The sequence below is a fragment of the Arthrobacter sp. ISL-95 genome (genome assembly GCF_018613695.1).
Taxonomy (GTDB): domain Bacteria; phylum Actinomycetota; class Actinomycetes; order Actinomycetales; family Micrococcaceae; genus Arthrobacter.
The window spans coordinates 1-23,251 of record NZ_JAGGPR010000022.1 but is presented as its reverse complement, the minus strand read 5'-3'; the positions used below and the strand labels follow the sequence as shown (position 1 = coordinate 23,251).

The 23,251-nt window shown below is 58.6% G+C and carries 16 protein-coding genes and 2 pseudogenes; 13 read left to right on the top strand and 5 right to left on the bottom strand.

Annotated features, from left to right (window positions below):
• Positions 1-67 precede the first annotated feature (67 nt).
• The 5 genes from J7I86_RS21950 (at position 68) to J7I86_RS21930 (ending at position 5,061) form a co-directional block, all read left to right on the top strand.
• Positions 68-1,609: a class I adenylate-forming enzyme family protein gene (locus tag J7I86_RS21950; protein WP_214822977.1), complete on the top strand. Its 1,542-nt coding sequence runs from the start codon at positions 68-70 to the stop codon at positions 1,607-1,609.
• A gap of 80 nt (positions 1,610-1,689) precedes the next feature.
• Entirely contained in the window at positions 1,690-2,916 is a 1,227-nt protein-coding gene (locus tag J7I86_RS21945) for an FAD-binding oxidoreductase (protein ID WP_214822976.1), read from the top strand.
• 95 nt (positions 2,917-3,011) lie between these two features.
• Entirely contained in the window at positions 3,012-3,458 is a 447-nt protein-coding gene (locus J7I86_RS21940; protein WP_214822975.1) for a MaoC/PaaZ C-terminal domain-containing protein, read from the top strand.
• Between the two features lie 56 nt (positions 3,459-3,514).
• Positions 3,515-4,444 (top strand): polysaccharide deacetylase, encoded by a 930-nt coding sequence (locus J7I86_RS21935; protein WP_214822974.1) that lies wholly within the window; start codon positions 3,515-3,517, stop codon positions 4,442-4,444.
• Positions 4,445-4,449: 5 nt separating this feature from the next.
• Positions 4,450-5,061: an adenylate kinase gene (locus J7I86_RS21930; protein ID WP_214822987.1), complete on the top strand. Its 612-nt coding sequence runs from the start codon at positions 4,450-4,452 to the stop codon at positions 5,059-5,061.
• 309 nt (positions 5,062-5,370) lie between these two features.
• Here J7I86_RS21930 and J7I86_RS21925 read toward each other — a convergent pair whose 3' ends face one another.
• On the bottom strand, positions 5,371-6,615 hold the full coding sequence (locus tag J7I86_RS21925) for a CdaR family transcriptional regulator (RefSeq protein ID WP_214822973.1): 1,245 nt from the start codon (positions 6,613-6,615) through the stop codon (positions 5,371-5,373).
• 776 nt (positions 6,616-7,391) lie between these two features.
• On the opposite strand from J7I86_RS21925, the gene J7I86_RS21920 reads away from it, so the two are divergent.
• From J7I86_RS21920 to J7I86_RS21905, 4 genes are all read left to right on the top strand, one after another.
• The gene (locus J7I86_RS21920) at positions 7,392-8,630 is read left to right on the top strand and encodes an FAD-binding oxidoreductase (RefSeq protein ID WP_214822972.1); all 1,239 of its coding nucleotides are present in this window, start codon (positions 7,392-7,394) and stop codon (positions 8,628-8,630) included.
• A 288-nt stretch (positions 8,631-8,918) separates the two neighbouring features.
• Complete coding sequence (locus J7I86_RS21915) at positions 8,919-9,824, top strand: nitrilase-related carbon-nitrogen hydrolase (protein ID WP_214822971.1); 906 nt, start codon at positions 8,919-8,921, stop codon at positions 9,822-9,824.
• A 20-nt stretch (positions 9,825-9,844) separates the two neighbouring features.
• Entirely contained in the window at positions 9,845-10,225 is a 381-nt protein-coding gene (locus tag J7I86_RS21910) for a thioesterase family protein (protein ID WP_214822970.1), read from the top strand.
• A gap of 125 nt (positions 10,226-10,350) precedes the next feature.
• Complete coding sequence (locus tag J7I86_RS21905; protein ID WP_214822969.1) at positions 10,351-10,713, top strand: hypothetical protein; 363 nt, start codon at positions 10,351-10,353, stop codon at positions 10,711-10,713.
• 849 nt (positions 10,714-11,562) lie between these two features.
• Here the strand turns inward: J7I86_RS21905 and J7I86_RS21900 are convergent.
• Positions 11,563-12,045 carry a CBS domain-containing protein gene (locus J7I86_RS21900; protein WP_214822968.1) on the bottom strand — a complete coding sequence of 161 codons (483 nt, stop codon included), beginning with the start codon at positions 12,043-12,045 and terminating at the stop codon, positions 11,563-11,565.
• 261 nt (positions 12,046-12,306) lie between these two features.
• Complete coding sequence (locus J7I86_RS21895; RefSeq protein WP_214822967.1) at positions 12,307-13,989, bottom strand: choline dehydrogenase; 1,683 nt, start codon at positions 13,987-13,989, stop codon at positions 12,307-12,309.
• A gap of 353 nt (positions 13,990-14,342) precedes the next feature.
• Between J7I86_RS21895 and J7I86_RS21890 the strand changes: the two genes are divergently transcribed.
• The 4 genes and pseudogenes from J7I86_RS21890 (at position 14,343) to J7I86_RS21875 (ending at position 21,103) form a co-directional block, all read left to right on the top strand.
• Positions 14,343-15,791, top strand: coding sequence for an aldehyde dehydrogenase family protein (locus J7I86_RS21890; RefSeq protein ID WP_214822966.1), 1,449 nt, complete (start codon positions 14,343-14,345; stop codon positions 15,789-15,791).
• A gap of 35 nt (positions 15,792-15,826) precedes the next feature.
• The gene (locus J7I86_RS21885; RefSeq protein ID WP_214822965.1) at positions 15,827-16,960 is read left to right on the top strand and encodes an alcohol dehydrogenase family protein; all 1,134 of its coding nucleotides are present in this window, start codon (positions 15,827-15,829) and stop codon (positions 16,958-16,960) included.
• A gap of 341 nt (positions 16,961-17,301) precedes the next feature.
• Positions 17,302-19,590, top strand: coding sequence for a molybdopterin-dependent oxidoreductase (locus tag J7I86_RS21880; RefSeq protein WP_214822964.1), 2,289 nt, complete (start codon positions 17,302-17,304; stop codon positions 19,588-19,590).
• Between the two features lie 60 nt (positions 19,591-19,650).
• Positions 19,651-21,103 (top strand): annotated as a pseudogene (locus tag J7I86_RS21875) (glycogen debranching N-terminal domain-containing protein).
• On the opposite strand, the gene J7I86_RS21870 reads toward J7I86_RS21875, so the two are convergent.
• Both J7I86_RS21870 and J7I86_RS21865 read right to left on the bottom strand, forming a co-directional pair.
• On the bottom strand, positions 21,073-22,512 hold the full coding sequence (locus J7I86_RS21870) for a carboxylesterase family protein (RefSeq protein ID WP_214822963.1): 1,440 nt from the start codon (positions 22,510-22,512) through the stop codon (positions 21,073-21,075). The pseudogene J7I86_RS21875 and the gene J7I86_RS21870 sit on opposite strands and share 31 nt — an antisense overlap.
• Positions 22,513-22,533: 21 nt before the next feature.
• Positions 22,534-23,251, bottom strand: a pseudogene (locus tag J7I86_RS21865) (recombination factor protein RarA); the annotation flags it as partial.

Below are 23,251 nucleotides of genomic sequence, written 5' to 3'. Positions count from 1 at the left end.
AGTTCGGCCAGATCGGCTCAACGGGCTCAATGGAATCTTCCAAGTAAATAACGAAAGTAGAGCGGATATGAATACATCGTCGACGGAGCTAACGGATTGTGTCTCAGCGCTGGAAAGCATTGCCAATCAGTACCCCGAGAAAACAGCGATTGTCGACGGCGACACCTCCATCAGTTACAAGGATCTCCAGGCGTCCATCGAGCACCGCTCAGCCGTACTACTTGAGGCCGGGTTGAAGCCGGGATATCGGGTAGCCCTCGTAGCAGAAAGCTCAGCTGAGTATCTTTCCACGGCGCTCGCAGTATGGCGCAGCGGCGGCGTGCTGGTCACGGTCTATCCTTCTTCAGGTCCAGAGGACCTGGAATACGCGATTGCCACGAGTGACCCCGCCCTGATAATCGTCTCCGAGAGCGTAAATTCTGCGCACATCACTGCTGCCGCGCAAAATGCGCCCATCGTCGATATCATTGACTTCAACATAACCAGTGTTCGGCACGACGCCCTAACGAACCCCGAGGGTCTTCGCGAACCGCTGTCCATGATCTGTTTCTCGTCAGGCACCACAAGCCGACCGAAAGCGATCATGCTTTCGGCCACAGCCATATATAACTGCGCGGACACCTATGGCGAAGTTTGGCATCTTTCCCCCGAAGACAAGGCAATAATCTGCCTGCCGATGGCATGGCTCTATGGGCTTGCCAGCACTTCCCTGGCGGTCCTGCTTCGCGGCGGCACTGTTGTTGTAGTCCGCAGGGCCCGTCCGGAAATGATAGCTCCGGCCATTGAGGAGCATTCCGCCACATTCCTGGCCGGCGTGACAGCGACTTTCGGGAAGCTGGCCCAGTACGCCGAACTCCAAGCAGGGGATCGCCCGGCTTTCCCATCACTTCGGCTGTGTATCTCCGGCGGAGAGCCCAGGAACGAAGCCGCATTCAGCCGCTGGGAGGCCCAGACTGGACTACCCGTCCTGGATGCGTATTGCGCCTCCGAATGCCTGCCCCTGGTGACTTACGACCCCATCGCAAACCCAACTCCCCAGCCCGGCTCAGCAGGCAAGCTTGTGCCGCGGTCGAAGCTAAAAGTTCTCGACGCCGACGGCGCGGAAGTTCCAGCCGGACAGGTGGGGGAAGCGTACTCCACTGGACCGGGGCTGATGCTCGGTTACTGGCGCGACGAAGAACAAACACGGACGGTCATCACTGAGGACGGCTGGTACCGCACAAAAGACCTTGTTCGGGTGGATGAGGATGGTTTCGTCTACGTCGTTGGGCGGCTCTCAGATGTCATCATCCGCGGCGGAACTAACATCTCGCCCGCAGAAGTTGAGCGAGTACTTCAGCAGCATTCCTCTGTTGGCGAAGTGGCCGTCGTTGGACTTCCCGACGACGTTTACGGCCAGCGCGTGGTAGCCGCCGTGGTCCCCAGAGGCCCGGCGCCTCTTGACGAAGCTGAACTGAAGGCGTTTGCCGCGGCCCGCCTGTCGTCCTACAAGGTCCCCAACGAATTCATCGCTGTCGAGTCCCTCCCCGTGAATTCGACAACCGGCAAAATCAACAGGCGGGACGTGGCCACGCTGTTGACGACGGAAAAGAGCCAGGGCCGGGCATAAGAGCCAGCTTGATACGCCGAAAATTCGTTATTCGGCACCCTCATACGTGTTGCATCAAGACGAAGTTAGGACATGACAAAATGAACCTCGACAAGGCCGGCGTGGTCGTTGTAGGCGGCGGAATGGTGGGCGTGTCAACCGCCTATTTTCTTGCTTCAAAAGGGCACGATGTTGTGCTTCTCGAGCAGCGGGAACTTGGTCACGGAGCTTCCGGGCGAAATCTCGGATTCCTTCACATGCAGAACCGCCACGGAGACTACGCCGTAGAGCTGACCCGAGCAGGCAGGGCCCTGTACGACGACTTTGCAGATATCCTCGGGCCGTCTTTCGAATATAGAAGCAACGGCGCCATGACGTTTTTCTACACGGATGACCAGCGCAGGGTCTACAAGGAATTTGTGGAAGCCCGGATCGCTGATGGCTTCAAAGCCGAGCTCCTGGACGACCAGGCCGCTCACGAAGCCGCTCCGATATTGCCGCCCGATGTTATTGGAGCAACATTCAGCCCGGAAGATGGCCAGATTCGGACACCGAAGTTTGTGCGCGCCCTGGCGCAGGAATGCCGAAGGCTTGGAGTACGAATCCATGAAAACACGCCGGTCCTCGGACTACTGAGGAATGGCTCGAAGGTAGTCGGAGTACGAACTGTCGGCGGCAATGTTTCAGCGGACAAGGTCGTATGGGCGGGTGGTGTTTGGTCTACGATGCTCGAATCAGAGGGCGTAACGGTACCGATCAAGCCGCACAGACTGGGTGCTGTCCTTCTGGCTCCGGTAGAGGAAAAGCTCGATAAAATCCTGAACGGTCCGCTTGCGGCAAAACAATACGCCCACATACGGAATCTCCCCAGTTACAGGGACGAGTACTTCACCTCCCCTTCAGAGGACCAGTCAACTGGTCTCGAGCACATGGAGTGTGTGGCCAAGACCGAGGACGGGAACCTATTCATAGGCTGCCCGATGGACTACCCCGACCAACTCGATGACAGGATGTCTGCCGCCGGCCTCAAGCTGGCCATCGATTCATTGCTTACAACTTTCCCTAACTACAGGTCCCTCGGTATCGAACGTGCATGGGCCGGCCTCGTCCCCGCCACCGCTGACTCCCTCCCGATCGTTGACGAGGTGGAGGAACTTCCCGGGCTGGTTTTGGCCACCGGGCACGTCTACGGCAACTTGGCCGGCCCGATCACGGGAAAGCTGGTAGCCGAACTGATCTCAGGCGACCGCCTCAGCCACTCCCTCGACGAACTCTCCCTCTACCGGCCGTCCCTGACCGCCCCAGTAGACGGAGTCATTCGCTATTAGCTCCGGTACCTACCCCGCCACAAGAGCACCAAAAACCAAACGGAAGTGAAACAACATTGACTACTCACCTACTCGGCACGACCAATGAGTCAGCCGTGCGCTACCTGGAAGAGCTGGATCTTGGACAGCAGTGGACCTCAGCGGGACGAACCGTCACAGAATTCGATGTCGTAACCTTCGCCACATGGTCCGGCGACATGCACCCGCTCCACACCAACGAGGAGTATGCCAAAACGACAGAATTCGGCACCAGGGTGTTCCATGGTCCCGGCGCACTTTCACTCGCCTTTGGGCTGGAAATGGCGCTGGGATGGAAGAACGGCTCAGCGATAGCCTTTCTGGGGATCGACAAGTGGAACCTCCGTGCCCCGATCTTTATTGGTGACACCATCAGTGTTCGTGAAGAAGTGATTGGCATCAAGCCGTCTGCCAGCAAGCCCGACCGGGGTGTTGTGACTACTCGGGTTCAGATTCTGAACCAGAACGGCGTGATCTGCCAGGAAGGCGACTGGATCGTCCTTCTTTCTCGTCGCCCGGTCTAGGTGGCCTCATACTCCATAAGGTTCGTCAAGGTGATCTCCTTGCGTGAAATAGAAAGGTGCTCGAAGTGCCTCTTCATTTACCAGAAGGCAAACGGCTTGCTGTTTCGCTAAGCCCCGATTTTGATGCCCAGAGCGTATGGCTGGGCACTTTCCGCTCGACCTCCCAATCCTTGATGTCCAGAGGTGAATTTGGTGCCGAAGTCGGTGCACCACGACTTCTCGACGCCTTCCGGCGCTACGGAATCACTACGACTTGGTGCGTGCCTACACACACGATGCAGACATTCCCGGGCTCTGTGGACGCGATTGTCAAGGCCGGCCATGAGATTGGCGCACACGGTGTGTACCACGAGTATGTGCCTGCACTCGAACGAGCCGAGGAAGAACGTCTGCTGGAATTGCAAATAGCCCAGCATGAAAAGCTCCTGGGTCAACGTCCCCAGGGATACCGCTCACCGGCACTGGACGTTACCGACAACACCCTCGACCTCCTTGCCCAATTCGAGTTCGACTGGGACTCGTCCCTGATGGGCAGGGACTTCGAGCCATACCGGCCGCGGATGGTAGTCGGCGTTAGCGAAGAAGAGGGAAACACCTTCGGCCCAGAGAGCAGCGTACTCGAGTTCCCGGTGTCTTGGTTCCTCGACGATTTCCCCGAACTCGAGTCTTTCAAGGGAAGCCCGCTCATGCAGAGCAACGAGACCGTTCTGGCTCGTTGGATTGACAGTTTCAATTTCGCCTATGAGCGCTGTGCAGGTGGCGCGATGACATGGACATTACACCCGCAGACGATTGGGCGCGCGCACAACCTTGTCATGCTGGAGAAGTTCCTCGACCACGTCACTTCATTTGACGATGTATGGTTTCCAACGCTCTCGGAGCTCTTCAAGTGCTGGCGAGACGACACGACGCCACGAGTGTCGTCCTCCCCTGTTTCCACACCCACTCAGAATGACTTCACCCCGCTAGATAGGATGCGCCCGTGATCAGAATGCTCCTTATAGGTCCCCCCGGGGCTGGCAAAGGTACGCAAGCAACGTACATTGCCGAGAGGTTCGGGATCGTCAGCATTTCAACCGGAGATATCTTCCGCGAAAATGTCAAAAATGAAACACGCCTGGGTCAAACTGCAAAATCATATCTGGATGCAGGGCAATTTGTACCCGATTCAGTGACGAACGCGATGATTCGTGAGCGCCTGAAAGAGAGCGACGCAGACAAGGGATTTCTGTTGGATGGATATCCCCGCACTCTGGGTCAGGTGGATTATCTCGACGAAATCCTGGCAGCCAAGGGTTACGAACTCGACCTCGTACTGCAGCTCACTGCTGACACTGAGGAACTGGTACAGCGCTTACTCCTGCGGGCTGACCGCGAAAACCGCTCGGATGACACCGCCGAAGTCATCAGAAGCAGGATGCAACTGTATTTCACCCAGACAATGGCTGTTACCTCCCGCTACAACGAGCGCGGCATCCTGACGGAGGTGGAGGGGATCGGCAGCATTCCGGAAGTAACCAGTAGGGTTTCAACCGCACTCGACCTTACGCTCGGATTGTCATCAAGGCAGACCACCACTTTGGGGGCCGGTATCGGGGTCTAGCCGATGCTGCCTCTCTAAGTACCACGCTACCCATTTGAATTACGATGCTGCTCTTACGCTCCGATCGGGCCGGACCTTCTCCACGCTAAATGATGGAATTGGTCCGGCCTCAGTCGTGAGCCGCGACATTGAAGGTGTGTAGCAATACCGCCATGCGGAACCCAAGTCATGATCCGTGGTCATCGCTTCCTGTAGGGGCCCCAACCCGTCGCGCGGTCCAAGCATGAACGAAAGCACTCGTTTGGCACTAAGTGTGACACCGCCTGGATCGGCTTCACCACGTTCACGCTCTTGGTTCACTCCCAGCGTTTATCGTGCAGGTGCCCGGACAACGCCGGCTCTTTCGCCGTATGGCCTCGAGTAGGGCAGGACATCGCTGGCTTCGACGTCCGATGGCCGACGGCTTCGTCCAGCATCGCCCGACGATTTGGGGCGCGACTGCTGAATCCGACCAAGCTCAAGGGCTGTCAGAGCCAAGAAGACGGAAGACACGGCACCCGGTTCCCTCAAATTGATACCCAGGATCTCTTCAGCCTTAGCTATGCGGTAGCGCAATGAATTGTGGTGGATTTCCAAATAGTCGGCCGCGGCATTGATGTTCTGAGCATGTTCGAAGTACGTCTGAAGACCCTCAACAAGCAGTTCCCGTCCCTCCAAGGGCTTCAGGAACTCTTGGGCCCATTTGATCATCTTGTCGAAACCCACGTCGGCAAAAAGCCTCGTTGCATAGTTGAAGTCTTCGTAGGCCATCACCTTTGGGCCCCGAGAATTACGTCGAAGGGTCCGAACCGCCAGCTGGGCGTCCTGATAAGAGTCCAGGATGTCTCCCAACGCGTGAACACTGCGGCCCACTCCTACGAGGGCTCCAGGGAGCTTGGAATCTTCAGCCACGATTACGCGCCGAAAGGCCTGAACATTGCACTGAGCAGCTATAATTATAGTCTTTTCTTTCGCGGTCATCAGGTAGGCGATGGACTGTGACTCAAGAGCCTTGCCCAACATCTCCAACAGATCCTCAGTAGCCGGCAACGACCGCGATGCCACCGCAGGTCGAATCGGCCTATAAACAATAGTGCGCAACTCCTCATCAAAAGACAGGCCGAAAGCCGCGATTCGGGCCGCAAGTTCGGGATTGTGAGGCTCACGGCGCAAGGCCAGCGCCTCCTCAAGCACGGCAGTGCGTATGGCCCTTTCCTGCTGTCTGGCTGCCACTGCCATCCGCTGGCTGGCCTCCACCAAGGTTGCTGCGACGTGAGTTGCGGAGGTTGAATGGCTATCCGGAAAATTCGTTCGCCGAGCTGCGACGACGAGCCATCCAAAATGAGAGTCAGCCTCGTCGGGAGCCGAAATTCTGGCTGCCACCCCACGCCATCCGTCCACGTCCACATTCTGGGAGTCTGCCGCTGTGCGGCCGATCTCTTCAAACAGGAGCGACATAGGGGTGGGACCGGTTGCATGGACAGTCTTGCCGAACCTGTCGATCAGGACAGCGTTGGCGTTACATACGTGCGCCAAGCGGGATAGTAGCGCCGCTATCGGTTCGGTTTCAGTCATCGCTTGACTGAGTGCTCTCTGCAGGGAGGCTAACCGGCGGGAAACGGATTCCTCCGGCATCTGCATCGACCGCGAAAACGACATCACGACTGCAGCAACGTTCAGGGCTGGATCAACAGCGATGACAATGTGCTGCTCCCCTAAGGCTTTGATACTTTCCGAGAGGGATGGCTCTTCGGCCGTGACAAAGATTACGCGGCCGGGGCCATCTAGGCGGCCCGCAACCAAGTCTGTGAAGCTCTCTTCACCCGGACATATCACAACCACATCCAAGTCGGCGGGCAAGTCCTCCGGCTTCAGCAATACCACAGCGCCGCGTACCTGCCTCGACTGTAGGGAGGCATCCCCCGCGACAAGCTTCGCTGCAGGACCCAAGTCCGCTAGAACAGCTCCAAGTGGCATGGAGTTCGAATCATCTATCATAAGGAACTCTCTCGGGAAGAGACCGGGATCGGCGTCTGGGCTCGCCCGCCGCTTTCGCCCAGACTAGACCAGAAATTTAGCCATCCCCCTGTAAGAATTCTAACGCTGTTCGGCAAAAGTTGGACAAGAAACAATTACAACAGTGCCGGTGGCCTCCTAACGTCACGGGTAGAGACTCGAATACCATACAGCTGGCAATGCAGCCCATAGCGTCATCTGACGTGCAGGTCATGCTGCATGGACTTGGCCTCCGGAGTTATGCGTCAAGGACTTCTCATCCTGCTATCGGATTCGTCTATCTGGAAGACTAACCAAGAGGGCACAGAACAGCCCAAGGAAGAAGGAATCTTGCCATGAGCGCTGACACACTTGCGACAGGTGACATTGTCGTCATAGGAGCAGGAATTGTGGGGCTTTGCACCGCTTGGGAGCTGCGCAAGCGTGGTTTCGACGTCGTCGTCGTAGAGCAGCGGTTCCCCACATACGGCGCTTCCGGACGAAATCCGGGGTCGTTGTGGCTGCAAACCCGACGCGCAGGAGATGAACTGTCACTCGCTAAAGCCGGCAAGGAAAAGTACCAGGAATACCTAAGCGATCTTGGCGACGTGTTCGACTACCGCAATCAAGGCGGCCTCTTTTTCTTCGAAAACGACGCACAGGGCAGGGTTCTTGAAGACTATGCCGCCAATCGGCGGGCAGCCGGACTGGACGCAACCGTGATCAGTCGTGAAGAGGCTCAGAAGCACTCATCAATACTTCCGGAAAGCGCTCTGGGCGCTGTATTTTGCGCCGATGACGCCCAAATAGATGGTGTCCAGTTCGTCAACGCACTGGCTAGCGCCTGCGTTCGAGCCGGGGTCCGCACGTTTGAAAATACGTCAGTCCTTTCGACACTGCGAAATGGCGAAACCGTCACGGGGGTCCGCACGGTTCGGGGCGAGATTCATGCATCAGGCGTGGTGTGGGCAACGGGTGCTTGGTCAACCAACCTCCGCGCTGAGGGGATCCATGTCCCCATCGGAACCGCAAGAGTCGGTCAGATGCTGACTCAGCCCATTGACACGAGCTTGAACCCCATAATGCACGGCCCCCGGGGGGTCTACGGATGTGGTGCGCTCACTGACCTTCCAACCTATGACGCCGCTATATTTTCCCGCCCGAACGGCTCCAATCACGGACAGAGCGTGGACGGAGCGTCCGCCTCCTCGTTCGTTGACTATGATGACTCGATTGCCCAAAACCGGGGCGGGTCGATATTCATCGGCAACAGCTTTGACGGACGGGGTTCACTCAATCCGCACATCAGCATCAATGCCACCAACGCAATGGTGTCAACAACCTTGGACAGATACTCAACGCTTGCTGAATACGGAGTTACGGGGCTTTGGGCAGGTCTGGGGAGCGAAACCAGTGACCACTTGCCCATCGTCGACCGGGCTGACGGCGCCTATGTCAATCTCGGTCACGCCTGGGGTATAGCAAGCGGTCCTATTTGCGGCCAGGTAATGGCGGAGGTCATCGCCGGGGAGGCGAGTGTTTTTGCTGGTGCATTAAAAATGAACCGGTCCGCCCTGAGTAGCTCTGCAGATTAGCTTCCCGCCACCCGGTTCCGTGCCAAAGCCTTGGCGGCCGACTCGATGGTCCTGACTCTTGGACTGTGCACCAAAACGCTGACTATCCTTTCGGATTCCTCCTAGTGTTCAGCCTCTCGAGGCTCCATTAGCGTCTATTGCATGAGTCGGCTGGCACGTGGATTGCCATAACAACGCCATGCGCCACTCTTCTTCGACCTGCCGACCAACTCGTCCGCAACCGCGGGAAGAATACACGTGGAAGAATCGCCGACCAGAGACGGCCGACTTCTCAGACAGGAGATTCCTATGACCAAGGCGTCACTAAAGGTAGCCACCATTCAGTTCGAGCTTCGGCCTGAGAGGACCCTCCAGCAATATTTGGACCATGTTGAGGGGCTGGTAAAGCGCGCAGCGGAGCAGCAAGCCGAAGTCGTGCTTTTCCCCGAGCTGGCCAGCACAGGGCTCCTCGGAGCAGTCACCGATCATGAAGTAACAACCGACACAATCACAGCCGACTATTGGAAGTTCCTTCCGGAGTTCACGGATGACCTCGTTGAGAGCATGCGCAGGATGGCCCGGGATTACAACATCGTGGTGGCCGGTGGAAGTCATAACCGAGTCGCCGAGGATGGATCGCTGCGCAACACAGCATTTATCGCCCACCCGGACGGTCGGATAGAATCCCAGGACAAAATCCATCTCACACCGCAGGAGCATGCGCTTGGCGCCCGTGGCGGCGATGAACTCCTGGTCACAAAGATCGGACCGTTTACCGTCGGCCTTCTGATCTGCGCGGACATCCAGTTCCCTGAGCTTTCACGTTACCTGGTCCACAAAGGCGTCGACCTTATCCTTTGCCCATCCCTCACATGGAACCGACGGGGCATCCACCGAGTACGTACTGGCTGCCAGGCGCGTGCGATTGAGAACCAGCTGTACGTAGTGATGTCACCACTATTCGGTACAAGTGGCATTCCCACCGATTCTCCGATGTTCGCAGTTGGTAAGGCCCTTGTCGCCGGGCCTGTGGACAAGACAGTGGGAATCAACGACGGTATCTTGGCCACCACCACAACAGCCGACGAAGAGGTGCTGGTCGCAGACTTGGATCATGACCTTTTGGTCGCCTCACGGGCAAAGCCTGAAGCACCCGGACTGGCACTTCGGAGGCTGGATCTTTACGCCAAACTGCAGGCAGAAATGGGAGCCTGATGCCGCTGTACCAGCATCGCGTGAGGAACCACGAGGTCGACTCGCAGGGGTTCCTCTTCAATAGCCGCTACCTCGAGGTCGCAGACGTGGCAATGACGGAGTTTTTCCGCAGCATTGGTTGGCCCTACCCGAAGCTGGTCGCTGAAGGGACGGATCCCTCGGTGGTCAGTGCAGCTCTTTTGTTCAAATCCCCCGCCTACTTCGACGACATTCTCGACGTTGACGTCAAGTGCCGAAACGTCGGGAATTCGAGCTTCAAGATCGACGTTTGGATTGCTCGTGGCGGGACGGAGGTGGCGACGGTCGAACTCGTCTACGTTAACGTCGATCCGGTTCAGGCTCGTTCCCGACCACTTCCGGACGCCGTCGCCTTGGCACTCCATGGCGCCTTGCAGGGCTAATATAGGCGCTTGCTCTGTATTTCTCTTCTCTTTAGTCACTTTTATCAATACAGGACAGCCGGGCATCCCGTCTCAACATGATGAATTCCTCATCAAATCACGAACTACAGCGTTAGGAGCCCACCATGGCTATCTCTTTGATCCACAAACCCGCCTTTGATCCTGCCAACGTGAACGACTTTGGTCCGGCAAAAATCGAGCATCGAACGGCCGGCAGCGACCTCCGGCAGCTTGGAACGTACATCATGACCTTCGAGGAGAACGGCTTCAGCGATCCCTGGACCGTCCAGTACGAGGAATCAATCTACGTCATCGAGGGCCAGGCCCGGTTGGTCATTATCGATGGGGAACAAAAGGAAACCCTGACAGGCGATGCCGACGAATTGCTTGTACTTCCCAAAGGAACCACGGTCCAGTACAGTGCAACCCCCGGTACACGGCTCCTTCTTTCCATCAGCCCCGTCCACTGGCGTGCGGCAGGCGCTTAGGCTGAATCCCGACAATGGAGGATATCCGAGCCCGGTTTGGCCGGGAACAATAACGGAAGGCCTCCCCGGGCTGGGACAGGATCGACCACTGCTTGGGGCCTGCTGGAAGAAGGGCACGACGTGGTTCTCGAACATGGCAATTACCGATTTGCTGGAAAAATAGATGCCCTGACCATTGACCACAATATCATCTGGGTTACGTCAGATCTCGGGGAACGGCGGCTCTATCATTAATCTGACGGTTATGAATTGTTGCCGTAGCGTCGCTATTCAGCACGGGAGTACGGCTCGGAGATGGGTAACGCCTTGTCGAAGTCATCAATGTAATGTGTCCGGCCTTCTTGCCACCGGTAGATTGCGTCGCTCAGGCTGTAGTCGAACTAATGCCTCCCTCGGTTCCAGCCTCCCATCAAGAGGGTGGCCGCCTGCGGCTTTGTCGATAGTATTCGTCAAAGAACCAGTGCAGGCGCCCAAAATGGTTCACTGCAGCACGTCGAATTTCGAAAGCACGAATGCACTTGCACGGCTTTCGACTCCAAGGTCCTTGCCAGCAGAAATGCTGGCGAGGGTCTTGGTGATGCACTCACCCTTTCCCCGAGGCCACCGGAGTCCTTTTCGGGGACCAAACTCAGTCGCGATCCGTCGAACGCGTCGTTCTCCGGCAAGAACAAAACCAGTCCCCGCCCGTGCTTCACCCTCGCTGACCATCTCGCCGGCAGGGCACACCATTGAAACCGTCACCGGAGAATCGTACCCGAGTGCAGAACGCGCCGAATCGAGCGGCTGCCCCGCCGTGGGCTAGTGGTTTAAAACGCACCACCGAGCGGAACGTGGATAATCCCTGGCGAATCAGGCGCAGCGTGGAGACCCTCCAGCGCGCTGTTCGTCCAATTCCTGCTGCCGAGCAAGTACGCCCGCGTCTGAGCAGTAACCCGTTCCACTGCGCTTGAGACAGAGGAGGCCCAGAAGGTGCCCGCCGGCGTCGACGACGGCAAGCCGACGCCGGCCCTGATGCTTCAGCCACCCGGTCGTCCGATTAATGGACCAGCACTGCAAGGCCGTCCTGCCCTCTAGCCCCCCTAGTTGCACAGCGGGCGACTCATCGGGTGCTTCCGTGGGAATGTCAGCGCGTTCGATCGTGGTCAGAAGCTCTCCGTCTGCCGCGACGACCAAGGCCATGTGCACGTGATCGTCGGCAAAGAGGGAGCGGACCTCGCCGACAGTGGAGGACGGAGGGAATGTCTTGGGAATCGTCACCATCAATGCGCCGACTGTGCCGCTCACCGCTCGCGGGGTTATCTCCTGCCAGCCCACACCTTCTCCCATCCCCATCTCGACTGCCATTGTCCAGGAACGTCAGTCCGTCCAGCGACGTTCGGCTCGAGTTATATCCAAGATTTTTGTCCAGTCGGACCTGGTCATCCCCTCATATCATCAGGGCGGTCCACGATTCGGACCTGTTCCCGGGCATTCACCCCACATCGCATCAAGGAGCGGATCCAGGTTTCCCAAGTGGCCGGCCGCTTGCGGCCGGCCACTCAGACGATCAAGGCGTGCCTGCCGACGCTTGGGAGCCCGCTAGCCAACTGAAAGTTAAAGGCTCAGCCCCTCCGCTGCCGCATGCCGGTAGAAGTCGACGTGCTCGGCGGGAAGCGGACCTTTGTTAAGGATCACGTCGGCCGCTTTCTCGGCGATCATCATGACCGGCGCATAGAGGTTCGCATTCGGGATAGAAGGCATAACCGACGCATCGACTACTCGAAGTCCGTCCACGCCGTGTACCCGGAAGCTGTGGGGATCAACGACAGACTGGTCATCGTTCCCCATCTTGCAGGTCCCGCAGGGGTGGTAGGTCGTCTCGGCATCCTGGGAGACCCATTCGAGGATCTCCTCGTCCGTCTGGACTTCAGGCCCGGGCGAGAGCTCGCCACCGTTAAATGCTGCGAAGGCGGGCTGGTTCATGAGGGCTCGCGTGGTGCGAACACCATCAATCCATTCCTGGCGATCACGTTCGGTGGACAGATAATTGAACGTGGCAACGGGTTGCTCGAACGGATCGCTGTTCCGCAACTTGATGTGCCCCTTCGACTGTGGCTGCTGCGGACCAAGGTTGATCTGGTAGGCGTGAGGAGTCTCCGCGGGAGTGCCGTCGTTCCGCACCCCCAGCGTGAGCAAGGTCATCATCAGGTTCGGCATCGGAGCGTCATCGAAGGAGCGAACGAAGCCGCCACCCTCAAAGTGATTCGACGCACCCGGCCCGGTCTTATTGAACAACCACTTGAGACCTGTCATCGGGTAGGTGTACTTCTTGACGATGCTCTGATTGGAGACGGGCTGCTTACACTCGAACATGATGAACGCTTCGAGGTGATCCTGCAAGTTCTCGCCGACGCCAGGCAGGTCGGCAACAATGTCGATGCCGTGCTGCTTCAGTTCGGCGGCGTTACCGACGCCCGAAAGCTGCAGCAGCTGTGGCGAATTGTACGCACCACCGCTCAGAATAACTTCAGTGCCTCTCGCGATGTTCCGCTTCCGGAACCGAGTGGCAAACTCGACGCCGACTGCACGGGTCCCCTCGAAGACCACCCGCGTTGCCCGTGCACCTGTGATGACATCGAGGTTTTTCCGCTTCTTCGCCGGGGCAAAATAAGTGCGCGCAGCGTTGTAACGTTCACCGTTTTCGATGTTTGAATCGAATGAGGAGAAGCCCTCCTGCCGGTAGCCGTTCACGTTGTTGACGAGTTCGTAGCCCGATTGCTCAGCCGCTTCAAAGAGCGCATCGAACAACGGGTTTCGCGTTCCGTTGTGATGATGCTGATTAACCGGAATGGGCCCAGATTGACCACGGTACTCGCCGGTTGGATCCGAGCCCTTGAACGTCTCGATCCGCTTAAAGTACGGAAGAACGTGGGCGTAGTCCCATTCTTCGGTTCCTGTCTCCTGGGCCCAGCGCTCGTAGACGAGTGGATTGGCGCGCTGGTAAAACATCCCGTTAATCGAGCTGCTTCCGCCCATGACCCTGCCGTGATAGTGGTCAATTCGGCGACCCTTAAGCCCTGTCTCCGGCTCCGACTTGGTTCGCCAGTCATAGAAGGGGTGGCCCATGAGGAAGAGGAATGCTGCGGGCACTCGCACGGGGACATCAAGTGAGGAGTACCTGTGACCGGCTTCAAGGACCAGTACTCGGTTTTGTGGATCTTCGCTCAAACGGTTCGCGAGGACGCAACCTGCGGAACCTCCTCCAACAATGATGTAGTCATAAGCATCAAGCTTCATTGTTTAGTCCTCACTTGGTAGATGGCATTGTCGAGCTGCGTCGTTCGACTAAAAGCCAAGGCCTTAGCAACATCTTTCCCCAGGTGCGGAGTTGTGGCGCTAGGGAAGATTACGAAGTACCTGAGGGGATCTTGTGAGCCATGACATATCAGTGGATCTCACGGTTGTCAGACGGAACTAGCCCGGAAGCCCGATCCGCATGCCCTCCCATGGTTGTCAGTTGTGCCACGGCTCACTTTTCTGCATTCGTTTCAGAAAATCTACGAGGCGCCATCCATCGCGGAAAGCCATGATGGAACTTGACGGTGGCCACACCTGGGCGACTACCACGACCACTGAGGAGCAACTCGACAATGACCCTGGAAAGCATGGACTTTATGGCCTTTGCAGAAACGTACCTCGCTGATGAGAAAGGTGAAGACGCTTCGAAGGTATTCAACCCGGCGACCGGAGACGTGATCGCCAGATTCCCTATAGCGACTAATTCCGACGTAGATGCTGCAGTGCAGCGCGCCTCTGCGGCGTTCAAGACGTGGGGAAGCACCTCCCCCGCTGAGCGCGCGGCCGTTCTGCTCAAGATCGCTGATGCGGTGGAGCAGAAGACCGATGAGTTCGCGCGGATCGAGAGCCTGAACGTGGGGCTTCCGATCGGAGATGTGCGCGACTTCGTAGTGCCAACGGTCGTGGATGTTCTTCGCTTCTTCGCGGGCGCTGCCCGCATCTCGACGGCGCCCGCCGTCGACGAGTACGACAACGAGAGCACCTCATGGGTTCGCCGCGAGCCTCTTGGTGTCGTCGGTCTCATCACGCCTTGGAACTACCCTCTGCTGATGGCAGCGTGGAAGATCGCACCGGCCCTGGCGGCCGGAAACACGATCCTCCTCAAGCCGGCCACCGTGACACCCCTCAGCACCCTCAAGCTGGTCGAGATTGCCAACAACTTCGTTCCGGAAGGCGTTCTCAACCTCATCCTGGGTAGCGGTTCAGCGGGCACCGCGATGGCCAAGCACCCGGGAATTCGAAAGATCGCGTTTACCGGCGCAACCTCGACCGGCAAGTTTGTCGCAGCAACGGCTGCAGAAACCGTCAAGAAGGTGGGCCTTGAGCTCGGCGGCAAGGCACCTGTGCTGGTGTTCGCGGATAGCCCCATCCGTCAGACGGCCAGGGACCTCGTGACTTTCGGGTATTCGGGCGCTGGCCAGGATTGCACCGCTGCTTGCCGCATCATCGTTGAAGAGTCTGTCTATGAGGAATTCGTCGAGGCTTACTCTGAGGAAGTCAGCAAACTTGTCCTCGGCGACCCCTCCGACCCTGCCACCACACTGGGGCCGGTGATTTCGGAAAAGCAACTGAAGTCTGTCCTCGGGTTCATCGAACGCGCACGGGACGCTGGCAACACAATCAAGACGGGCGGGCGACAGGCAGATCGTCCAGGCTGGTTTATCGAACCTACTGTGATCACCGACGTCAAGCAGACAGATGAGATCGTTCAGAGCGAAGTGTTCGGCCCGGTAGTGAGTATCCAGTCGGCAAAAAGCGACGACGAAATGCTGCAGCTCGCCAATGACGTCAACTACGGCCTGTCGGCGAGCGTGTGGACGACCAACCTTGCGCGCACGCTGCGCTTCAGCAAAGAACTTCGCTTCGGCACGGTGTGGGTCAACCAACACACGCCCAATGTTTCTGAGATGCCATTCGGCGGATACGGCGAGTCGGGCTATGGTCGCGAGCTATCGCTGCACGGCCTGGACGAGTACTCCCAGCTGAAGCACGTCATGGTCAAGCCTGGGCTCGACCTTTAAGAACCGGGGAGGACTAAGAGATGACAGAGAGATCAGTGAGCACGATTACAAAAATTCCCACAAAGATGGCTGCTGTCCAGCTGGTCGGCCACGGCGGCCTGGACCAGCTGGTGTATCGGACCGACGTGCCGACCCCAATGGCGGGGCCGGGAGAAGTGCTGGTCAAGGTTGGTGCGTGCGCGCTCAACAATACTGAAATCAACACACGCACTGGCTGGTACGACCGCGTCGTAGAGGAGTCTGTCTCAGAGGAACTTGGGCGGTCGGGGCGCGATGATGACGCCGGTGCCACGTGGAATAGCGCGAAAATGTCGTTTCCCCGCGTTCAGGGGGCCTCGGTGGCTGGAACCATCGTGGCGGTTGGGGAAGGAGTGGATGAGAGCCGGATCGGAACCCGAATCGTCGTCGACCCGTCTGTTCGGGACCCGAAGCTTCCCCGCCGTGCACAGATCGTTGAGTACCTCGGTGGTGACCGGGACGGGGGATTCGCGGAGTATGTGCCTGTGCCGTCCGTGAACGCGCATAGCATCAGCACCAACCTCAGTGACGCTGAGCTCGCCACTTTCCCCTGCTCTTACGACACCGCCGAGGAGATGCTGGCCCGGACCGAGCTGAGCGACGGCGAGACCGTCGTCGTCACCGGCGCCGCCGGTGGAGTGGGCACCGCGACCATCCAGCTTGCGCAGGCACGTGGCGCCCGTGTTATCGCCATTGCGAGTGCTGCCAAAGAGGCCCGGCTACGGGAACTCGGAGTCGATGGATTTGTCCCTCGAGACGTACCAAACCTGGCAGCCGCCGTTGCAGCTGTCATCGGTGAACGTGGAGCCGACGTCGTCATCGATGTTGTGGGAGGCAGCATGTTCGAAAGTCTGCTCCTGATGCTGAGGCGTGGGGGTCGATACGCGACGGCTGGAGCCATAGGTGGACCCGTGAGCCGCATCGACCTTCGGGAGCTCATCTATAAGGACCTGGAATTGCACGGGATCACCAACCCGACGCCGGAGACCTTCGCACGCCTTGTCAGTCTAATCGAGGAGGGAAAGATCAAGCCTCTCGTCGAAGAAGTCTTTCCGCTCTCTGAGCTCACGAAGGCTCAGGAAACGATGCTGAAGAGAACCCACATCGGCAAGATTGTGGTCACGCCCGAAGGTTCCACAACTTCCGATTGACGTACGCGTAACTGAAAACAGCCGAAGGCGCTGGCCGGGGAGTTGAAGCTTCCGGCCAGCGTTTTCGCTTTCGCCGGCCTCGAGACAGACGACGGCGACGGCCGCCCCTTCAAGGTGCGCGTCGCCGTCGTCGGTTAATCCGGGCACGGGACGAATAGATCGGTACTTCCAATAAGAGGTCGTTTGGAGTTTCCCCGATCACACGAGACAGCTGTCGGCTCTACTCCAATGTCCACGCTCCTGTTCCGGACCTAATCTTCTTTCAGAATGGCCTGGTACGTCCAATGACGTGAACGGGATCCAGATCGACGTACTCGACACGAGGCAAGGGGACCCAAAGCATGGGCACGCATTTGACACACTGGGGAGCCTTCGAAGCTGAGAGCGACGGAACGTCTCTGCGGTCCGTCAAGCCATGGTCTGGAGATCCGGACCCCAGAGACATTCTCGATAATGTGGCCTCTGCGCAACATCATCCAACTCGCGTGCTGCGCCCGGCAGTTCGTTCGGGATGGCTGGAAAACGGGCCGGGGAGTGGATCAGGACGTGGTTCCGAGACCTTCGTAGAGGTGTCTTGGGAACGGGCCATAGAGCTAGTCAGTTCGGAGCTCAAACGGGTCTACGCGGAATACGGTCCCATGGCTGTATACGGCTGCTCGTACGGATGGGCCAGCGCCGGCCGCTTCCATCACACCCAAAGCCAAATCCACAGATTCCTGAACTCCTTGGGCGGATATGTTGCAGGTGTGACTGACTACAGTTATGGGGCCTCCGGCGTCGTGCTTCCGCACGTCATCGCTCCCCCAGTTGAAATTATGGCGAAGGCAACATCCTGGGACGTGGTCAGCCGGAACACCGAGCTGTTCGTTGCCTTTGGCGGATTGTCAGAAAAAAACAGTGGAATAGGCCCGGGTGGGATCGGCCGCCATGTCGCCCGAAACGCAATCACGGACGCGGTTGCTCGAGGCTGTCGCTTCATTGATGTATCACCAATCGCGGATGATACCTATGCGGAGGCCAAGGCCGAATGGATCGCACCAGTTCCCGGCAGTGATGCCGCTTTGATGCTGTCACTGGCCTTCGTTCTGGATGCAGAAAACCTGGCTGACTCGCAATTCCTGGATCGCTATTGCGTTGGGGTTGACAAATTCTTGTCCTATGTCCGGGGTGACGTTGACGGAGCACCCAAGAACCCCCAGTGGGCAGAAAAGTTGACATCGATACCCGCCGAACGAATCGTTCGGCTTGCACGCGAGATGGCGGCCTCGCGGACAATGATCAACATCAGTTGGTCAATGCAGCGGCAGCAGCATGGCGAGCAACCTGTTTGGCTCGGGGTGACGCTGGCCGCCATGCTGGGCCAGATCGGCCTGCCCGGTGGCGGTTTCCAGCATGGATATGGCTCCTCGGCGGATGTCGGATTGCCCCTGCGAGTGTCCAGCGCTCCTTCCTTTCCCCAGGGGCGGAACCAAGAATCGTCTTACATCCCAGTCGCGCGGATCTCGGACATGTTGCTCGAACCCGGTAGCCAGATCGACTTCAATGGCAATCGTCTGACTCTTCCGAAAATAGAATTAATCTATTGGGCCGGTGGCAACCCCTTCCATCACCACCAGGACTTGGCCAAATTCCGTAGGGCCTGGTCAAAACCGGCAACCGTCATCGTCAATGAGCAGTTCTGGACCAGTACGGCGCGGCATGCCGACATAGTTCTGCCTGCAACAATGACGTTTGAGCGAAACGATTATGGGGCCGGTCGTAACGACCCCACGTTCTTTCCCATGCACGCTCTGACAGCACCTGCTGGAGAAGCACGGGATGATTTCGATATCTTCGCCGCCGTGGCAGAAAAAATGGGACGAGGGGAAGCTTTCACCGAAAACCGGGACACCATGGGCTGGCTTCGCCATCTATACGACGGCTGGCAGAAGAGGCTCGCCGACAAGGGAACCACCGTGGTGGATTTCGACACATTCTGGGCGAGCGAGAAGATCGAGATCCCGGTGATAAATACGGACCAGGTTCTTTTTTCCGAATTCCGTCGGGATCCAATTGGGCATCCGCTGGCCACCCCCAGCGGCAAGATCGAGATTTTCTCCTCGACAATCGAAAGCTTCGGCTACGCTGACTGTCCCGGTCATCCCGTCTGGATTGAGCCCGACGAATGGCTTGGATCAGCCGGAGATTACCCGCTGCACCTTATAGCGAATCAACCGAAGACCAAGCTACACAGCCAGCTGGACATAGGGGCCACTAGTCAAAGGTCCAAAATACAGGGACGTGAGCCCCTGCGAATGAATCCTAAAGATGCCGCCGCCCGTGGGCTCTCGGACGGACAGGTCGTTTTACTCAGAAACGACCGTGGAAGATGCCTGGCCGGCCTTGTAATTTCGACCGCAATACGTCCGGGTGTTGTCCAGCTTTCAGCAGGGGCCTGGTACGACCCGGCACCAGATGATCCATCGTTCTGCCGTCACGGGAATCCCAATGTGCTGACCTCCGACAGGCCGTCCTCAAGACTTTCGCAGGCCACTACTGCACAGCATGCACTTGTTGAGGTTGAGGCTTGGTCAGGCGACATTCCCGAACTGCAGGTGCTCACGCCGCCCGTTTTGGTTCCGGAGCAATAGGACGCAGTCTGCTTACCCCGTTTTCGGTCAGGCAGAGTTTATTGTTCTCCTTCAAACGGGCTGGCCGGTTGGAATACTGATAGGGCTGCGGGGCCTCTAGGAGCCGGAACAGTCACCCTGGTTGAGGGTTCATCATTCTGCATCTCTCTGGGTAACGGAGATATCCATCCAGGGAATCCACATGGCCTTTTCGTCCTGGACACCCGCATCCTGTCGTACGGGGGCTTGACCGCTAACGGCCACGTCGTAGAAGAGCTGGGGGCCGAAACGAAGGAACCCTACCGAGCGCTTTTTGCGGGACGTGTCCCCGGCTAGAACGGGCATGCCGACAGCGCCCTTATCGTGGAGCGGTTGCGCGAAGTGGGATCCGGAATCCACGAACAGATAACCGTTCGGAACTACTCGCTGGTGGCAACCGACGACTGGATCCCTCCTTAGCGCTGGGCACCCTGCAAACGCTGGCCGACCGCGTACTGGAGTGGATTCAGAACTACGGCGACAAAGACGGCGACGGTTTTGTCGAATATGAACGCCTGAACCATCGCGGCTTGATCAACCAGGGCTGAGAGGATTCCTGGGACGGCATCAATGTCGCCGACGGAAGTATGCCCGAGCCACCGATAGCCCTGTGTGAGGTCCAAGCCTATGTTTACGGGGCCTACGCGGCCCGCGCCTGTATGGCTAATGACGCCGGAGACGATGCTCTGGGTAACGAGTCCGCCGATCTAACGGTGAAGCTGAAGAAACGCTTCAACGAGGCATTCTGGATGCCGGAACGGGACTTTACGCCGTTGCTTTGGACGGAAAGAAGCGCCAAGTAGATGCGTCTGCTTCCAACATGTGCCACTGCCCATGGCTGGGCCTCGTGGACGAGGACAAGGCGCCCTCGGTATTGAAGCACCTTATGTCCCCGGAAATGTTCAGCGGATGTGGCGTCCGAACCTTGGCACCGACATGGGTGCTTATAACCCTGCCAGCTATCACAACGGGTCCGTTTGGCCTCACGACAACGCCATTATCGCAGCAGGACTCCTGCGATATGGGTTCGTAGGCGAGGCCCAACTAATCTCGACTGCATTACTGGAGGCGGCCGAGTTTTTCAGACGGCCGCCTCCCTGAGTTGTTTGCGGCTTCAGCCGGGACCAATTCGCCGTCCCACTGCCCTATCCCACCGCGTATTCGCCTCAAGCGTGGGCGGCAACGACGCCCATTCTGCTCGTGACCGGCCTCATGCAGTACGACGCCCACGTCTCCCGCGGCGGAGTGTGGATGGGCCAGGTCCTTCCCGCGTCTTTCGGCGATGTCCACATCACCAACGCGCCTATGGCGGGGGGACGGGATCACCATCGAAATCGCAAACTCCGTCACCCAAGTTATGGGACCACCTGAAGAGGTGACTTTTTATCGGGGTCACAGGCCATGGATTACGGAGCTGGTAGACAAGCCGATCGACGCCGGAAGGGCTAACAGCCTCACTGAAGGCTACGGCCGCTCTATACCTGCAAATGTTTGAAGGACTTCGATCGCGTGGGTGGTGGGGTCGTATGGCATGTTGCCGATGCCTTTTGAGATTGGTTCGGTGGTGACTGGTTCCCACAACTCCTCGGTCTTGCGTGTGGCTAGGGCGAGCAGGGCGTCGCGAACGAACGTGTCGCGGATGATCTGGTCGTTGCTTGCGCCGGGTCGTTTTTGTCCGACGATGCCGTACATTTCCGTGCCGTGCACGGCTTCGGCTCCCTCGAGAGGGCCGACGGCAAGGAGGTGTGCTCGACCCCCAGCGGCGGTGTGCGCGAGTGCGCCACGGACCTGGGGCAGTGTGAAGGAGTAGTTGGTCAACAGGGCGCTACGCACTTGGATGGGAGTGCGGCCGTCCGTGTCGAACGCGGCGACGATCTTCTGGGCGCGGCTGCGTGGGATGCGGTTCCTGTGGGAGAACTCATCGACCAGGCCCTCGATGCTGCCTGGGTCGAAGTCTTCTGCCTTGTGGTTGACCCACCAGTCGGTTTCGCCGGTGGTGCTGCTGAACAGGATGTCGATGTCCTTGTGCTTTCCGGACTCGAGGACGTTCATGGGGTGGTCGGTGAGGACACCGCCGGGCTGGTTCCGGTCATCGACGACGGCGATCACGTCACTGTCCACGCCGTGCGCCGCGCCCGGGTCCGCGGACTGTGTCTGGGCCATCGTCTCGGCAAGCAGCTGCGCGTCGATGTTCAGTAGCTTTTCAGGGTCGTCCTTGATTCCGAGGGCCGTGAGGACTGCGTGTGCGCGTTCTTCGGCGCCCCAGGCGGGGACCTGACGTGATGGCATGCCGGAAAAGGCGGCGATGTGGTGGTAAAGCCCATCGGCTAAGGGTGCTGCGAGCAGGGCCAGCGCGGAGAAAGCGCCGGCGCTGTGGCCGGTAACGGTGACGTTGTCCGGGTCACCGCCGAACCTGGCGATGTTCTCCCGCACCCAACGCAGTGCGGTGATGATGTCCTGCATGCCGAGGTTGGTGGCTTCCTCGAGCGCACCGCCGTATTGGGAAAGGGAGAGCGCGCCGAACGCGCCGAGGCGGTAGTTGATGGAGACGCCGACGACGCGACCGGCCGCGGCGAGCCCGGATGCGCTTGAGGTGGTTTGGGTGTTCGCGCCGAGCATCCATCCGCCGCCGAAGATGTAGACGACAACAGGCAGATGCTCATCCCCGGCGTCCTCAGGAGCCCAGACGTTGAGGTTCAGGCAGTCCTCACTGAATCCGTTGTCGGCCTCCAACCACGAGGTGTCCCCGGCTTGCAGAGGTGCGGGCCCCTTCCGGTCGTACGGCAGGTCAGGGTTAAACGGCAGCAGAACGGGACGGCGGAATCGTTCAGCAGTGGCGAACGGAATGCCAAGCCACGAACGAACGGCATGCTCGTTGCTGAGGGTGTCGTTGCTATCGGTCATCGGTGAGTCCTTTCTGGGAGCTCAATCGGGGTCGGGGGTCGTGGAATCGTTGCGGGTAGAAGCGTTTGGGACGGCTGCCCGCATCTCTGCCCAGTGGTGGATCCGTTCGGTGATGGCGCGTTCGTAACCATTGGTGGTGGGTTCGTAGAAGGTCTGCCGGGGCATGCCCTCCGGAAAGAAGTCGGCGCCAGAGAAACCGGTTTCAGTGTCGGGGTCGTATTGGTAGCCCTTGCCGTAGCCGAGGTCTTTCATCAGCCGGGTTGGGGCGTTGAGGATGTGAGCAGGCGGCATCAACGAACCGGTGCGTCGGGCTGCATCCCGGGCCCTGTTGAAGCCGCGGTACACGCCGATCGACTTCGGAGCGGTTGCCAGGTAGAGCACGGCCTGGGCGATGGCGAGTTCACCTTCCGGGGAGCCGAGCCGTTCATAGACGTCCCATGCAGCGAGGGCTTGCTGGATCGCGTTAGGATCCGCCATACCTATGTCCTCGGTGGCGAAGCGAGTGATGCGGCGGGCGATGAACAGCGGGTCCTCGCCGCCGTCGAGCATTCTAGCCAACCAGTACAGTGCTGCGTCCGGGTCCGAACCACGCATCGATTTGTGGAGCGCCGAAATGAGGTTGTAGTGGCCTTCCTGCGCTTTGTCGTATTGGGGTGAGCGCTTCTGTACCGCAGCGGCGAGGGTCGCCGGGTCAATGGGCGCCGGCAGCGAGTGGATCTGTTCGATCATGTTCAGCAGG